Below are 15,112 nucleotides of genomic sequence, written 5' to 3' on the forward strand. Positions count from 1 at the left end.
TGTGTTGATAGCTATCTTATAAGCGCTATCAAGTATTGATGCTAGTATTTTGACGGTTTAAGTCGCGCCGCGCTAGTAGCAAGCTGTCACAGCATGTCAAAAAATGTAAGACGTTGGCTATTACTCTAAAATATTGAGTACGGCCTCAATTGCAATAAAAAACGACTACCAAATTAGGTAGCCGCTTGAGATGAGTAGTAGGAATAGTAACAGTAATGAACAGTGGCAATGCTAAAAACTACTTAGCGCCAATCTTTTTATTAATAAAGCGAATGACTGAGTCTGGCGTTACCTGCGAGGTGCTATGCAATATCTTGGCCGGTAAACCAATAGGATAGTGGGTTTTTGAGATCTTTCGATTCGCGCAGCCGCTGAGCTTACATAGTTTTTTGGCGACATCATCGACCGTCAGGTTGATACCTAAGCGATCAATACTGGTCACTTCGATGTCTTTGGTCATATCGGATTTGACCCAAAGTGGCATCACATCTATCACCTTGATGCCCATGTCTGCGTACTCGACATTGAGCGCTTCGGTCAGACCGCGTACAAAGAACTTACTGGCGGAGTAAGTGGCGACCTCAGACTGTCCGTAAATCGCAGAGGCAGAAGATAGGTTAATAATCTTACCATTGGTGCTATCAGTAAGATACGGCGCAGCTTTATGACAGCCGATCAACACACCTTTACAGTTGATATCGACTAGGGATAATTGCTTGTCCAAATCAGTCGTTGGCAACACACCGCTGACCAGCACCCCAGCGTTATTGATAAGCACATCGATACCGCCGAAGTTATTGACCATCTGCTCGATGGCGTTATCCCAAGAGTCGGTTTGAGTGACATCTAAATCGCCTGTAATCACGCGCTGGTTTTTATTGGCTTTTTTGAATGCCTTTTGCTTGATAGCGTGCGATAGCTCATGCGTATCGATATCGAAGAGTCCAACGCAGTGACCTTTGGCAGCCAAACGCTTAGCTGTCGCAAGACCAATACCGCGTGATGCGCCAGTGATGAGTACATTCATAACCTATCCTATTCTTAGAGTGACAGTAAAAGTGAGTGTGGGGAGTGCGTGTCTTAATAATAATAAAAGAGTCATAACTATCAATAAGCTAGCATACCTAAAGCCCACTATCGAATGCTAGAGGGTATCGGTAACTAAGGTCTCGATTGGCTTGATAGGGGCTTAATAAGTCACTTCCTTGAGCTCTAATCTGCGCTCCAGACGCTCTTCAAATCCTGCCACTTTAAACGACCACAAGTAACCAAGAGCCAGTAGATAAATAACCGCCTCAGATAACTCTTCCACCACTATACCTAAGCTATGGGAGAAGCCAATAGCGTTCTCGCCTATATACTGCAGTAATGCCAAAGCTGCGACGCTTAGATATAACCACAGCGGAGTAGTTTTTAATACCGCCCAGCAGTAACGCCAAGCGTAAACCAACAATCCTAGTGCTACTATATAAATGACTAGCAAGAGGCGATCCTCCCACCAGTCGTAGTTATGGCCTAACCAAAGCGCCTGCATATCGATAAACAAATCAGGAAGATGATTTAATTCGCGGCGAATAACAGTAAAAAACACTAAAACAGCGGCTATCCAAAAATAAACGCCTTGCTTAAGATGGCTTTGCATAGTGTGTTGTATGCAGCGCAGTAAACACAGCATCAGCAGGATAACACTAGCGATTTCTATGATACCGTTTTCAGTAAAAATGAGCGGCTCCTAAGCGATGATAAATAATAGTAGAAATGAAAAAAGCGAGCTCAAAAGCTCACTTTTTTAAGTATATTAACTCATATCAACCCAGTTAGATGGTTGGTATAACCAACGTAAAGCGTCATTATAATACGTGCTAATATGATATGCTATTGATAATTATGACTAATTCATCAATTATTTATATTAATATTTTTAATATTAACCTATATTAATATACCTAGTAATGATATCAATGCGCCTCATCCCAGTTCTCACCAACTCCGGTTTCAACCAACAACGGCACAGCAAAATCAACCTCCCAGCCCATACCTTTAGCTGTATCTTGCAGCACATCTTGCATCGCAACAGTAATCAGCTGCGCAATGTCATCAACCTTGTCGCTATCCACTTCGAACACCAGCTCATCATGGACTTGGAGTAACATTTTGGCTTGCTCTTTTGGCAGCACCTTATCGACCGCTATCATCGCAAGCTTAATCAAGTCAGCGGCTGAGCCTTGTAGCGGCGCGTTGATAGCCGCCCGTTCAGCGGCTTGTTTGACCATGCGGTTGCTGTTATTGATATCAGGGGTATAGAGCTTACGGCCAAGGATGGTCTCGATATAGCCGCGCTCATAGGCGCTTGCGCGCGTGTCTATCATGTATTGCTTGACGCTAGGATAGCGATCGAAGTACATATCGATATAATCTTGCGCCTCGCCTCGGCTCATCTGTAATTGCTTGGCTAGACCAAAAGCACTCATGCCGTATAGTAGGCCAAAGTTAATGGCCTTGGCATTACGGCGCTCTGTTGGCGTGACATCGTCAACCGCTTTGCCTAACACTTCAGCTGCGGTAGCAGTATGAATATCTAAGCCTTCATTAAAGGCGCGAGTTAAGTTGGCATCGCCTGAGAAATGCGCCATCAATCGCAGCTCAATTTGTGAGTAATCGGCTGCAAGGAGTACGCGGCCCTCTGGCGCGATAAAGGCTTGACGAATCAGACGTCCGGTTTTAGTACGGATCGGGATGTTTTGTAGATTAGGATCCGTTGAAGACAAGCGCCCGGTACTGGTCAAAGCTTGATGGTAGCTCGTATGCACGCGATCGGTGTCCTTATCTGCTACTGCATCAAGGGAGTCGGTATAGGTGTTTTTTAGTTTTGACAAGCCGCGGTACTCTAGAGTAATCTCCGCAAGCGGATGATCAATCTTGGATAGTATTGCTTCGCCAGTAGAGTACTGACCAGATTTGGTTTTTTTACCGCCTACCACGCCCAGCTTCTCAAATAGCACCTCGCCTAACTGCTTTGGTGAGCCTAGATTAAACTCCTCGCCAGCGATGTCATAGGCCTGCTTTTCTAGCGCAATAATTTCTTCGTCAAAACGCTTGGATAGCTCATTTAAGAACGAGCGTTTGATTAAGATACCGTTAGCTTCCATTTGACAAAGAATCTCAGCGGTTGGAATCTCAAGCTCATTAAGTAGGCGCAGGTTATTGTCGTCATCGGCAAGGGTTTTGCTGAATACCTCAAACAGCTGATAAGTAATGTCCGCATCTTCACAAGCATAGTCGCTTGCGATATCGATAGCCACTTGATCAAAGGTGACTTGCTTAGCGCCTTTACCGGCGATATCTTCATAGCTGATGGTTTGCGTCTGCAGATAATGCCGCGCTAGATCGTCCATACCGTGACGAGTAATCGCCGCATTGATTACGTAGCTGGCAAGCATAGTATCCATCGCCCAGTTGTTCTGCGCCTGCTTATCATCAGAGTGTATTGCGCCAATGAGGTCGATATCATAATGACTGAGAATATGGGTATCGTACTTTAAGTGCTGACCGATCTTACCGATTTTGGGGTTTTCTAATATTGGCTTAAGACGCGCTAGTACGGTATCGCGATCGAGCTGCTTAGCGGTTAGCTCATCACCCTCTAAGCGATGTGTCAGCGGGACGTAATAAGCTTCATGGGCTTGCACAGCAAAGGATAGACCGACAATCTCCGCCTCGCGCCAGTAGATACTAGTCGTTTCAGTATCAAGGACGAAATGCGGCGCTGCCTCTAGCTGCGCAACTAAGCTGTCAAAGGCGGGCATGTCGAGGATAGTATGCCAAGCCTTGTCATGGCTTTTGCTATCTTTGATGTTCCCAAGGGCAGTCGATTGTAATGATTTAGCCACTTGCGCTTGCGATTCGCTATTGGCCTGCGTCTCGGCAACGCTTTGCGCGCCTTGCCCATTAGCATTGGCCGGATGATTGGGGTGGTCTAAGGATGCCAGCTCATTTTTAAATTCAAGCTCAGTGTACAGATCGCGTAGCTCATCGATATGGGCACAAGGATCAGTGTTGATTTTTAGATCATTCCAGTCATGACCGATATCTAAGTCGGTGATGATAGTGGCAAGCTGTGCGTTCAACGGAATCTCATCGGCGTGCTCGATTAAGCCTTTAGCACCGCGACCTTTAATAAAGCCAATGTGCTTAAGCATATTATCGATATCGCCGTATTCAACGAGCAAATCCTTAGCGGTTTTTTTACCGATACCAGGCACGCCTTTGATACCATCAGAGGTATCACCCATCAGTGTTAAATAATCAATCATCTGGCGAGGCTTGATACCGAGCTTATCGATGACCCCTTGGGTGTCAGTAATCTTGCCCGTGAAGCTGTCTTCTAATATCACCGCATCATTGACCAGCTGCATCATGTCTTTATCCCCAGTGGAGATGACCACATGATGACCTTGTGCGACAGCGCGATAGGCCATCGTTCCGATAATATCATCGGCTTCTGCGCCTTCAATACGCAGCAAAGGAATACCTAATGCGGTGACCAAACGATGGATATAAGGGATTTGTTCCACCAGCTCAGCATCGATTGGCGGACGTCCGGCTTTGTATTCTTCTGACATTTTATGGCGAAAAGTAGGCGATTTAGTATCAAAACACACCGCCATATGAGTCGGGTGATAGCGGCGCATCAGCTTGAGCAGCGCGTTCAACGTGCCGCGTATGGCGTTAGTGGTTAACCCTTGGGTGTTTTGCATGGTTTTGGGCAGCGCATGATAAGTGCGAAACAGATAATATGAGCCGTCAACCAAGATAAAAGGCGGCTGATCTTTATTGACCTGACTGGTGTCCATAGTGGCCACGTTTGGCATAGTGTCAAAGTTAGGCAAGGTGTTCGGGTCGATAGGCGAATGGGAGTTGTGATCGTTGTCTTTGGTATGAGCAGTCATAAGAGGTCACTTATTAGCAGGTAGCAAAATTTAGCAGGTATTAAAATATAGTATGACCATATTATAACGATAAAATGAGCGCGTGCCGAATGGTGTAAAAGTTATCAGGTCTATACCTAAAAACCTAAAAAAAGAACGCTATGAGCACGATAAATGCTGATAACGTTCTGTGCTTCTATGCTCTGACATGCTCTGACTTTTATACTCTAAGATATGTCATAACATAAAGTAGCGGCTTGCTTTATTTGACTTCAGAAGTTACTTCCATCTCGATATTGCCTTTAGTCGCTTTTGAATAAGGGCAGACCTCATTGGCTTTTTCTACGAGTTTTTGAAACTCATCGCTTGAGATATCCGTACTATCGGCAATAACGTGAATTTTTACTGCTAGTTTATAGTCATGGTTATCGCCTTGCTTAAGATCGACAGTGGTCTCAGTGGTAGAGCCAAAGCTGGCTTTTTCCATCTTTTTGACCACGCCTAAGGCGCTATCAAAGCAAGCCGCATAACCCATTGCTAATAATTGCTCAGGGTTATTGCCTTCCATGTTACCGCCTGGAGGCGCCATATTGATTTTTAGATCGCTGTCATTGAGTGACGCATTACCAGTGCGGCCACCAGTGACTGTGGCTTTGGTTGAGTATAGAGTTTTCATACTTTGTCCTTTTTAAGTTTTTATTAATGGCTTTTTTAAGGCTACTAGTATGAGTAACCTGTATTACCTGTTTAGCACTTATTGAGCATAGCAAGGTTTGCACAAAAGGTTATATAAAGGTCGTAAAGCTATACTGTGAATTTGTAAGCACAACTGCACAATGAACAGGAGACATACAAGCGGCATCTATGAATAGTCATAACAGTACTGTAAAATTCCAAAAAAGAATAAACGATGTCAGCGCTATAAATCAGCCCGATATAAGACTATTTTGACAACAGGATATTTTGCTATGAAAAAAATAATGATTCCTACGAGCATGATGCTTGTGGCCGCAGTTATCAGCGGCTGCGGCGATGATGACGATTCGATTTATGGTTCAGGGAACAGCAACGAGCTGACAGTGACTCAGTTTGATAAAAGTATCGATCGGCAAACGGGTAGAGAGGCGATTGCTCGTATTGAGACTGAATATAGCGATGGTGAGCGCGATATCGATGTCACTAACATCGTAGGCAACTTTAATAGCCAAAATATCGATGACTTGGATAACTCGATAGTATTAGCAGATGACTTCGAGGGAAGCTTAGAAGATCGTTATATCGAGGTGAATGGTCGAACAGTAAAACGTCCTATATATGAAAAAAACAATAATAATAAATTTGATTATCAGACGGTTTATAGAACGCTGAATCTAGCAGGGGTAAATGTCTTTGGTTATCGAGCAGGGAACGGCGCTAATGCCGCTCGGGGTATCTTTACAGCCTTAAATACTTATCCTAGTGTTGGCAGTAATGCGCCTAGCACGCTTAGTTTCCCGAACGGCTCGGTTTGCTATATTCCAGTGACCACTAGTGATCGCTCATTTTTTGTTTTTAATAATAAAGACAAGACCAATTATTCAGATCTTGATGACTGGATAGACGCGGCAGAAGATCGCTTCAACGACAATAGGAACTTTAGAACCTCTGAGCGCTCTATTGGTGCAAATAATGATAACCCAGCAGCGCAAGTGACCTTTTTTGCGACCAATAATGATCCTGAGTACCTATTTAACGGCGTCAATTATGATAACGACATTTATGAAACTGACTTTGTCGATAAAAACGCTATACGCCCGAATGAGGACAGCGTTCGCGGTGTCGTAGACTGCACGGTAGTCAATGAAGTCGCCGCTGATTTTATTGAAGATAGTATTCGTCGCTACTATTGATAGTGATAGCCATCGCAATTAGCCGATAATAATTAGCCTATAGGGCTGAGTGAAGATACTGGTTTTCAAATTTGACACGCTTTAGCAATCGTCTAAGGCGTGTTTTTTTTGCGCAAGTTGGGCACCTTAAGACGAAATCGGCTACAATACGCGCACTATTTTATTTTTAGAATACATTTTAAAGCAATATTCTAAATCAACATTATCGAAGTCAAAATTATGAGCGTAGATCCAAAAGTTTTAAACAAAGAAGTCGCCAAACGTCGTACCTTCGCTATCATCTCGCATCCTGATGCCGGTAAGACCACCATGACCGAAAAGCTACTCTTATGGGGTCAAGCGATTCAGGTGGCAGGCGAGGTCAAAGGCCGCAAGACTGATCGCCATGCCACCTCTGACTGGATGAGCATGGAGCAAGAGCGCGGTATCTCTATCACTACCTCCGTCATGCAGTTTCCTTATAAGGAGCACATGGTCAATCTGCTTGATACTCCAGGTCACGCTGACTTTAGTGAGGATACTTACCGTACTCTGACTGCTGTCGATAGTGCGCTAATGATGGTCGATGGCGCTAAAGGTGTGGAAGAGCGAACCATCAAGCTGATGGAAGTCTGCCGCATGCGTGACACGCCGATTATCTCTTTTGTCAATAAGCTTGATAGACAGATTCGTGAGCCGCTTGATTTGCTCAGCGAGATTGAATCTGTACTAAAAATCAAATGTATTCCGCTGACTTGGCCCATCGGTATGGGGCAGGATTTCGTGGGCGTCTATCATCTGACTGAAGACAAAACCTATCTTTATGAAAAAGGTCATGGCGGCGAGATCACAGTGTCCGAGACCCGCGAAGGTTATGATTATCCAGATATTCGCGAGCGTTTAGGCAAGTTGATGTTTGACGCTTTTGAGGAGTCGCTTGAGCTAGTACAGATGGCGCTTGAGGACTTCAATACTGAGGAGTTCTTAAAAGGGGAGATGACGCCGGTATTGTTCGGTACCGCGTTAGGTAACTTTGGTGTCAATATGGTGCTAGATACGTTAGTTAAATACTCGCCGCCGCCCAAGGCGCATCCGACAGAGCAGCGTATTGTCTCGGCAACAGAGCCTAAGTTTTCTGGCTTTGTGTTTAAGATTCAAGCCAATATGGATCCGCGTCACCGTGACCGTATTGCGTTTTTGCGGGTGTGCTCTGGTAAGTACGAAAAAGGTATGAAGATGCGGCAAGTGCGTCTAGGTAAAGACGTGCGGATTGCTGATGCTTTGACCTTTTTGGCAGGTGACCGCGAGGCACTAGAGGAAGCTTATCCCGGCGATATCATTGGCCTACATAATCACGGCACTATCTCGATTGGCGATAGTTTCACTGAAGGCGAAGCGCTGAATTTCACTGGTATTCCGCACTTTGCGCCTGAGCTGTTTCGCCGAGTGGTGCTCAAGGATCCACTGAAGTCCAAAGCGCTACAAAAGGGCTTACAGCAGCTCTCCGAGGAAGGTGCCACGCAGGTGTTTATGCCGCAGATTAATAACGACTTAATCTTAGGCGCGGTCGGGGTGCTGCAGTTCGAAGTTGTCGCTCATCGTCTCAAAGAAGAGTACAAAGTACAGTGCAGCTTTGAGCCGGTCTCTATCGCTACCGTACGCTGGATTCACTGTGATGATGAGGCAGCATTGGCGAAGTTTAAGAAAAAAGCACATGACCAGTTATCGATTGATGGTGGCGGTTATTTGACTTATCTAGCACCGTCACGGGTGAATCTACAGCTGATGCAAGAGCGCTATCCGGAAGTGACGTTTAGTAATACCCGTGAGCATTGATTTTTAGTTTTTATTTTTAAAGAGGCACGCTTAGCGTGTCTTTTTTTATGCCACTTTAGATAACATCTGAGAGAAGTAGCGGGTCATTCAATCTAGAGTAGCGCATAACCTTCAACACATTTTAAACAATGATTATCAGCAGATACGCTATGATTATAAAAATTAAGCATAATAATTTTTATTCATAACAGACTGAGGTCTACTATGGTATCTGCCTTCTTAAACACTGCCAATAAAGCGAAAAGAGACGTTGTTCGGCTTTTTTCACTCACATTTGTCACCGGTGGCTTATTCTTCGCTAGCCTAGCAGCAAACGCCAGTACTTTAATCAGTAGTACTGAATACATAGACTACGAGTTTCCAGACAGCGTACAAGAGCAATGTTATGAGAAAAACAACTGCCCAGAGATTAAGGTTAAATATCTAAAAACCAACCAAGACTGGCTGAATGATATCCTCAATAAACGCGTGAATAATATTGTTATTAATAGCAAGATGAGTGAGTCGCCAGTGAGTAACGCTACTGATGATAAGGCGGTCAAGCTCGCTATCGACGACTTTGCTCAGTCGCAAATGATTGACCTACCAGATGAGGTGCAATGGTCCTATAGTCTAATCGTCACCCCTGAATATTTGGGCCACGTTAAGCTTGGACAAGGAGAGGATTTAGAGCTATTTGAAATCAGCTCCTACGTCTTTACAGGCGGCGCTCATGGTATGCCTTCTAGGGAGTATCTGGTATTTGATCCGGCAAGCAAACAGCAAATCACTCTCGAGGATATGCTAAAGCCGAATCAGCAGGCGCGTTTTAACGCTTTGGCCTATGACGCGTATCAATCTTGGGTTCAGTCAATGGATGAGGATGTCAAAAGTTATGAGCAGAGCTGGCCTTTTACTTTGAGTCACAACATAACTCTGACTGATAAAGGCGTTGATATTCGTTATCAGCCTTATGCTATTGGCCCTTACGCTTATGGTATGCCAGTACTAACGATTGCGTATGATAACCTTACTGGTATTCTTAAACCGCGTTTTTTGCCTAGCATCTAAACATCGCTTATAAGCGTTCATTGTTTTAAATTTTATTTTATCAATAATAACACTTACCAATAATAAGGAAGAACCACATGACAGACAATACCAACCAATCGAACCCAGTAACCCCAGATGCTACATCTGAGTTATCTAGCTCTACTACGACTTGGCAGCTGACCGCATTGACTGCTGCACTTGGTGACTTGCAGCTGAGCGTTAGTGACAGCCTATCAGTAGGCCGTGGCAGCGATAATGATGTGGTGCTAGGCAGTAAAGCGGTGTCGCGCAACCACGCAGTACTAAGCGTGTTAAATGCTGAGCTTTATGTCAAAGACTTAGACTCTTCTAACGGGACCTTTGTTAATAATAAGCGTATTGAGGCGAATAAAACGGTTCAGCTGAACGCCGACGATAAGCTTGGCTTTGCTAGCTTTGAGTTTCAAGTCATGGCTTTAGCTACCGAGGATATAGAGTCAAGCGCCATTGATCCAGCCATCAAAGAGCCGAAAGAAAAAGAGCCAGAAGAGATAGTAGGCTCAGTGCAAGAAGATCTAGAGAGCACTAGCACGCCATCGAAGCAGTCGGCAACAGAGTCATCACTACCACCTGCCGCTGTTGAAGAAACGATCGCAGCAAGACCTGCATCACCTAGTGAGACAGTTTCAGTAGAAGCGACGCCAGAGCCAGTGGTAAAAGAAACGATCGTCGAGGAGGTGCTCGCGGCTAGTGCAGGCGAGGCCGCTATGTCCGCCGCCCCTGTAGAAGAAGATATTATCGCCTCTACGCCAGCTCAAAATGAACCTCAAGAAACTGTTGCGGCAGAGCCAGTAGCCAAAGAACAAGTGGCTGCAACGCCAGTAGTCGAAGATCCAGTCGTTAAAGAGCCGGCTACTAAAGATCCAGTCGTTGAAGAACCAATAGCAAAAGAGCCAAAAGCCGAAGCACCCGTAGCCGAACGTCAAAGTCCTGAGCATGACAAAACCACGACCACGTCTCTACAAGAAGAAGCCGATCCAGAGGTCTTACGCGCTAAGCAAGCGGCTACAGCGCAGTTCTCAGGAACGGCAAATCTAGGTCAGTCCCGCGACCTAGGAACGACGGGTAATAATGCTATGGATCAAGCGGTAAACAACCCAGCCAATACTGCCGCTAGTGAGAAAAAGCCGAGCGGCGGTTGGTTTATCTGGGTATTTATCGCTCTTATTATTATCGGTATCGCGCTGTGGTTATTTAACATGGGCGGCGCGTAATTCGATTCGCTGACGGGCTGGTATTCGAAGTCCTATGATATGAGCAACTTTACTATCCTATTTTGTTATAATAGCGAGCCTAATGTTGGCTCGCTTTTGTTTAGCCCTCGTTTTAACCCTTTACTTAACTATCACTGAAACTTACGAGTTTTCTCGATTATCACTGTGGTTTACTTTATCCTTGTTAATTAATACCGTGCTCAGAGACGTCTTATGATGACCTTCGAAGAATACAATACCCTAAAAACCAAAGGCTTTAGCCATGCTCCTCTTGTCAAAAAGCGTTTGATGGACGCGCAGACACCCGTATCTGTGTTTTCAAAAGTGCGTGACTTGAGTGGTTCTGCTTATTTGTTTGAGTCAGTAGTCGGCGGCGAGCGTTGGGCACGGTTTTCGATGATTGGCCTCGGCAGCGATCTGATACTGCAGTATGCTGATGGCAATATGACTATCAAGCAAGACGATCAGATAAATGTCGATGCCGTCGATGATCCATTTGCTTATATACGTAAGCTTATGGCCGATTATAACATGCCAACAGTGGACGATATTCCCTCGTTGCCAAGTTTTAGCGGCGGTTTAGTCGGCTATTTTGGTTATGACATGGTACGAGTCATCGAGCCTAGTGTGGGCTTGTCAGACGCACCTAATCCGATGACTTTGCCTGATATGTGGCTGATGCTATCGATGAGCGTCATTGTCTTTGATAATCTAGAAAACACCTTATCTATCATTGTTTACGCTGATTGTAGTGATGAGGATGGCTATGGCGCAGCGATTCGCGAGCTTGAAAGAATAGAGGACAAGCTTGCCGAGATGCCAGATTTGAGTGCGCCTATTATGCCAACGCCGAAGTTCGTCTCGCAAACCGGGCAAGATAAATACTGCTCAGACGTCAATAAAATAAAGGACTATATCTTTGCAGGCGATGTCATGCAAGTCGTCCCAGCACAGCGCTTAACCGCTGACTATAGTGGCGATTCGCTGGCTGTATACCGGGCATTAAGATTCCTTAATCCATCGCCTTATTTATTCTTAGTACACGGATATACGTTGGACGATCACAAGCGCTTTGACATCATTGGCGCCTCCCCTGAGATTCTATCGCGCATTGAAGATGGTAAAGTCACGGTGCGCCCTTTAGCGGGTACTCGCAAACGTGGTCAGGATGAGAGCGAGGACTTGGCATTAGAGCAAGAGCTACTCTCAGATACCAAAGAGATCGCTGAGCACTTGATGCTGATAGACTTGGGCCGTAATGACATCGGCCGCGTCTGCGAGTATGGCAGTGTTAAAGTCACCGACAAGATGTTCATTGAGCGCTACTCACAAGTCATGCATATCGCCTCTAACGTTGAGGGCACTGTCTTACCTAATAAAGATGCTTTAGATGTGTTTTGTGCCACTTTTCCTGCAGGGACGCTGTCTGGCGCCCCCAAAATACGAGCGATGCAGATCATTGATGAAGTAGAGCCGGTGCGCCGCACAGTATTTGGCGGTTCAGTCGGTTATCTAGGCTGGCATGGCAACATGGATACCGCGATTGCAATTCGCACTGCAGTTATGCGCCGCGGTAAGATCCATATTCAAGCTGGGGCAGGGGTCGTCGCCGACTCAGTGGCTGAGGCGGAGTGGGAGGAAACCAACAAAAAAGCCTTAGCACTGGTTAAAGCGGTAAAAATGGCTTGTGATGGTCTTAGAATTCGTTAAGATTGCACGACGGCTCTGGCGATAAGAAACCGAGACTCACAGCGGCTATTTATAGCGCATAAAAAATATCAATATAATCAAAGCATTAAAATTTAATTTTAAAAAGTTAGGAAAAAATAAAAAAAGGACTTGCGTTCCAGCAAATATTTGATAGAATAGCCACCACTTTGAGAGAACAAGCCGACTTAGCTCAGTTGGTAGAGCAACTGACTTGTAATCAGTAGGTCGCCAGTTCGATCCCGGCAGTCGGCACCATCTCTTTCAAAGTCGCTTTTTTTAGAATTGCTTTATATTATTTTTACAGTAATAATAGCGTTTATTAAAAGCAAACTAAGGTGGGATTGGGGAGCGGTCAAACCCAACAGACTGTAAATCTGTCGCGAAAGCTTCGAAGGTTCGAATCCTTCTCCCACCACCATATTTTTTACAGCACCAAAAGCACTCTAATACCAATTATATTTTGGTTATAAATAGAGCTATTGCGGGTGTGGTATAATGGTAACACCTTAGCCTTCCAAGCTAATGACGCGGGTTCGATTCCCGCCACCCGCTCCATATACGCGGCATCCATTGATCAAGCATTCATAGCAATGCAAATAGCCAGTACCCATACATCACGACAGTCATTTATTATAGCTGTTTCGTGATATTTTTTTATATAACCGATAGGTTTTTGGTTATTTAAGATAGGCTCATATAGCTCAGCGGTAGAGCACTCCCTTGGTAAGGGAGAGGTCTCGAGTTCAATTCTCGATATGAGCTCCATTTATTATTCTATTTGCTAATGCTGCTTGTTAATTGTTAGTATATAAAAAGCCAGATGGTATAAAAAATACTATCGAGATATTCAATAGCATTATAAGAGTTATGCGAATATTAAAAAATATAAAGCCTACTCAGTAAAATGATGATTTTAGGGTGACACTGAGGTGTTGCCTTTTAGTGCTGTCAGTAGCTCGATATTGCTAATGTGATACTGTTATAAAGTAGCTAAAATTAAGCATTATAGTTTATAATTACTGATATATGGTTACTGGTCTATGATTACCAATAGTCCGTAGAATGTAGCTTCTATAATTATTGATAATAATGCAGTGTTAATAGCATAGCGTCAACGGTTTGATGGTCGTGTCAGCAGAATGAATAGGCATCTTGAACCGTCAAATATCTATTTACCGATCTTATTTGTTTATCATTTTCTAAGCATAAAGATTCACCAATAAAAAAGGATACACTCATGGCAAAGGCCAAGTTTGAACGCAACAAGCCCCACGTCAACGTCGGCACCATCGGACACGTTGACCATGGTAAAACCACACTAACTGCCGCAATCGCAACTGTAGCAGCAAAAACCTCAGGCGGCGAAGCCAAAGACTACGCGTCAATTGACTCAGCCCCTGAAGAAAAAGCACGTGGCATCACCATCAACACCTCACACGTAGAGTATGACACCGAAACTCGTCACTACGCCCACGTTGATTGCCCAGGTCACGCCGATTATGTCAAAAACATGATCACCGGTGCCGCTCAAATGGACGGCGCAATCCTAGTCGTATCAGCAACTGACGGCCCAATGCCACAAACTCGTGAGCACATCTTGCTATCACGTCAGGTAGGCGTACCATACATCATCGTCTTCATGAACAAATGTGACCTAGTAGACGACGAAGAATTGCTAGAGCTTGTAGAAATGGAAGTTCGTGAACTTCTTAACGACTACGACTTCCCAGGCGACGACACCCCAATCATGAAAGGCTCAGCCACCCAAGCCCTAAAAGGCGACGACGGCAAATACGGCGAACCAGCTGTCGTAGAACTACTAGAAACCCTAGACAGCTACATCCCAGAGCCTGAGCGTGACATCGACAAAGCATTCCTAATGCCAATCGAAGACGTCTTCTCAATCTCAGGTCGTGGTACCGTAGTAACTGGCCGTGTTGAATCTGGTATCGTAAAAGTTGGTGACGAAATCGAAATCGTCGGTATCCGTGACACTCAAAAAACCACCTGTACTGGTGTTGAGATGTTCCGTAAGCTACTAGACGAAGGCCGTGCAGGTGAGAACTGTGGTGTACTACTCCGTGGTACCAAGCGTGAAGACGTACAACGTGGCCAAGTACTAGCTAAGCCAGGTTCAATCACCCCGCACACCAACTTCGATGCTGAAGTATACGTACTATCAAAAGAAGAAGGTGGTCGTCACACGCCATTCCTAAACGGCTATCGTCCACAGTTCTACTTCCGTACTACTGACGTAACTGGCGCAATCCAATTACAAGACGGTACTGAAATGGTTATGCCTGGTGACAACGTTGAGATGAGCGTTGAGCTTATCCACCCAATCGCTATGGACAAAGGCCTACGTTTCGCTATCCGTGAAGGTGGCCGTACTGTAGGTGCTGGTGTGGTTGCAAGCGTAAGCAACTAATAGCCAATGCTTTAGTAATCAGTTTTAAGATTACTAAAACATGAAAGCCGCTCTCTT

Annotated in this window: 10 protein-coding genes and 4 tRNA genes; 10 read left to right on the forward strand and 4 right to left on the reverse strand. The window is 44.9% G+C overall.

The genetic code is table 11. The annotated features are described in order from the left end of the window. Positions 1 to 238: 238 nt before the first annotated feature. The 4 genes from W234_RS0102745 to W234_RS0102760 form a co-directional block, all read right to left on the reverse strand. Positions 239 to 1,027 (reverse strand): SDR family oxidoreductase, encoded by a 789-nt coding sequence (locus W234_RS0102745; RefSeq protein WP_025644517.1) that lies wholly within the window; start codon positions 1,025 to 1,027, stop codon positions 239 to 241. A gap of 162 nt (positions 1,028 to 1,189) precedes the next feature. After that, complete coding sequence (locus W234_RS0102750; protein WP_227501943.1) at positions 1,190 to 1,642, reverse strand: hypothetical protein; 453 nt, start codon at positions 1,640 to 1,642, stop codon at positions 1,190 to 1,192. Positions 1,643 to 1,958: 316 nt separating this feature from the next. Then, positions 1,959 to 4,871 carry a DNA polymerase I gene (polA, locus tag W234_RS0102755; protein ID WP_413771569.1) on the reverse strand — a complete coding sequence of 971 codons (2,913 nt, stop codon included), beginning with the start codon at positions 4,869 to 4,871 and terminating at the stop codon, positions 1,959 to 1,961. Positions 4,872 to 5,190: 319 nt separating this feature from the next. Further along, positions 5,191 to 5,604, reverse strand: coding sequence for an Ohr family peroxiredoxin (locus W234_RS0102760; protein WP_025644523.1), 414 nt, complete (start codon positions 5,602 to 5,604; stop codon positions 5,191 to 5,193). 292 nt (positions 5,605 to 5,896) lie between these two features. Here W234_RS0102760 and W234_RS0102765 point away from each other — a divergent pair, with 292 nt between their 5' ends. From W234_RS0102765 to tuf, 10 genes are all read left to right on the forward strand, one after another. Further along, on the forward strand, positions 5,897 to 6,817 hold the full coding sequence (locus tag W234_RS0102765) for a hypothetical protein (RefSeq protein ID WP_156923941.1): 921 nt from the start codon (positions 5,897 to 5,899) through the stop codon (positions 6,815 to 6,817). 219 nt (positions 6,818 to 7,036) lie between these two features. Continuing rightward, complete coding sequence (locus W234_RS0102770; RefSeq protein WP_025644526.1) at positions 7,037 to 8,632, forward strand: peptide chain release factor 3; 1,596 nt, start codon at positions 7,037 to 7,039, stop codon at positions 8,630 to 8,632. Positions 8,633 to 8,836: 204 nt separating this feature from the next. Next, entirely contained in the window at positions 8,837 to 9,682 is an 846-nt protein-coding gene (locus W234_RS0102775) for a DUF3298 and DUF4163 domain-containing protein (protein WP_025644527.1), read from the forward strand. Between the two features lie 77 nt (positions 9,683 to 9,759). Further along, positions 9,760 to 10,917 (forward strand): FHA domain-containing protein, encoded by a 1,158-nt coding sequence (locus W234_RS0102780; protein ID WP_025644528.1) that lies wholly within the window; start codon positions 9,760 to 9,762, stop codon positions 10,915 to 10,917. A 213-nt stretch (positions 10,918 to 11,130) separates the two neighbouring features. Continuing rightward, positions 11,131 to 12,627, forward strand: coding sequence for an anthranilate synthase component I family protein (locus tag W234_RS0102785; protein WP_025644529.1), 1,497 nt, complete (start codon positions 11,131 to 11,133; stop codon positions 12,625 to 12,627). Positions 12,628 to 12,806: 179 nt separating this feature from the next. Further along, positions 12,807 to 12,882, forward strand: a tRNA-Thr gene (locus W234_RS0102790). A 79-nt stretch (positions 12,883 to 12,961) separates the two neighbouring features. Continuing rightward, a tRNA-Tyr gene (locus W234_RS0102795) sits at positions 12,962 to 13,045 on the forward strand. A 63-nt stretch (positions 13,046 to 13,108) separates the two neighbouring features. Then, positions 13,109 to 13,182: transfer RNA gene (locus tag W234_RS0102800), tRNA-Gly, on the forward strand. 135 nt (positions 13,183 to 13,317) lie between these two features. Further along, a tRNA-Thr gene (locus W234_RS0102805) sits at positions 13,318 to 13,392 on the forward strand. Between the two features lie 472 nt (positions 13,393 to 13,864). After that, on the forward strand, positions 13,865 to 15,055 hold the full coding sequence (tuf, locus tag W234_RS0102810) for an elongation factor Tu (protein ID WP_025644530.1): 1,191 nt from the start codon (positions 13,865 to 13,867) through the stop codon (positions 15,053 to 15,055). The last annotated feature ends 57 nt before the right edge of the window (positions 15,056 to 15,112 follow it).

This window comes from Psychrobacter sp. TB15 (assembly GCF_000511655.1).
GTDB lineage: Bacteria > Pseudomonadota > Gammaproteobacteria > Pseudomonadales > Moraxellaceae > Psychrobacter > Psychrobacter submarinus.

Coding starts and splice junctions, on each gene's coding strand:
- W234_RS0102745 (WP_025644517.1), bottom strand. CDS start 1,027: ATGAATGTACTCATCACTGGCGCATCACGCGGTATTGGTCTTGCGACA.
- W234_RS0102750 (WP_227501943.1), bottom strand. CDS start 1,642: ATGCAAAGCCATCTTAAGCAAGGCGTTTATTTTTGGATAGCCGCTGTT.
- polA (WP_413771569.1), bottom strand. CDS start 4,871: ATGCCAAACGTGGCCACTATGGACACCAGTCAGGTCAATAAAGATCAG.
- W234_RS0102760 (WP_025644523.1), bottom strand. CDS start 5,604: ATGAAAACTCTATACTCAACCAAAGCCACAGTCACTGGTGGCCGCACT.
- W234_RS0102765 (WP_156923941.1), top strand. CDS start 5,897: ATGAAAAAAATAATGATTCCTACGAGCATGATGCTTGTGGCCGCAGTT.
- W234_RS0102770 (WP_025644526.1), top strand. CDS start 7,037: ATGAGCGTAGATCCAAAAGTTTTAAACAAAGAAGTCGCCAAACGTCGT.
- W234_RS0102775 (WP_025644527.1), top strand. CDS start 8,837: ATGGTATCTGCCTTCTTAAACACTGCCAATAAAGCGAAAAGAGACGTT.
- W234_RS0102780 (WP_025644528.1), top strand. CDS start 9,760: ATGACAGACAATACCAACCAATCGAACCCAGTAACCCCAGATGCTACA.
- W234_RS0102785 (WP_025644529.1), top strand. CDS start 11,131: ATGATGACCTTCGAAGAATACAATACCCTAAAAACCAAAGGCTTTAGC.
- tuf (WP_025644530.1), top strand. CDS start 13,865: ATGGCAAAGGCCAAGTTTGAACGCAACAAGCCCCACGTCAACGTCGGC.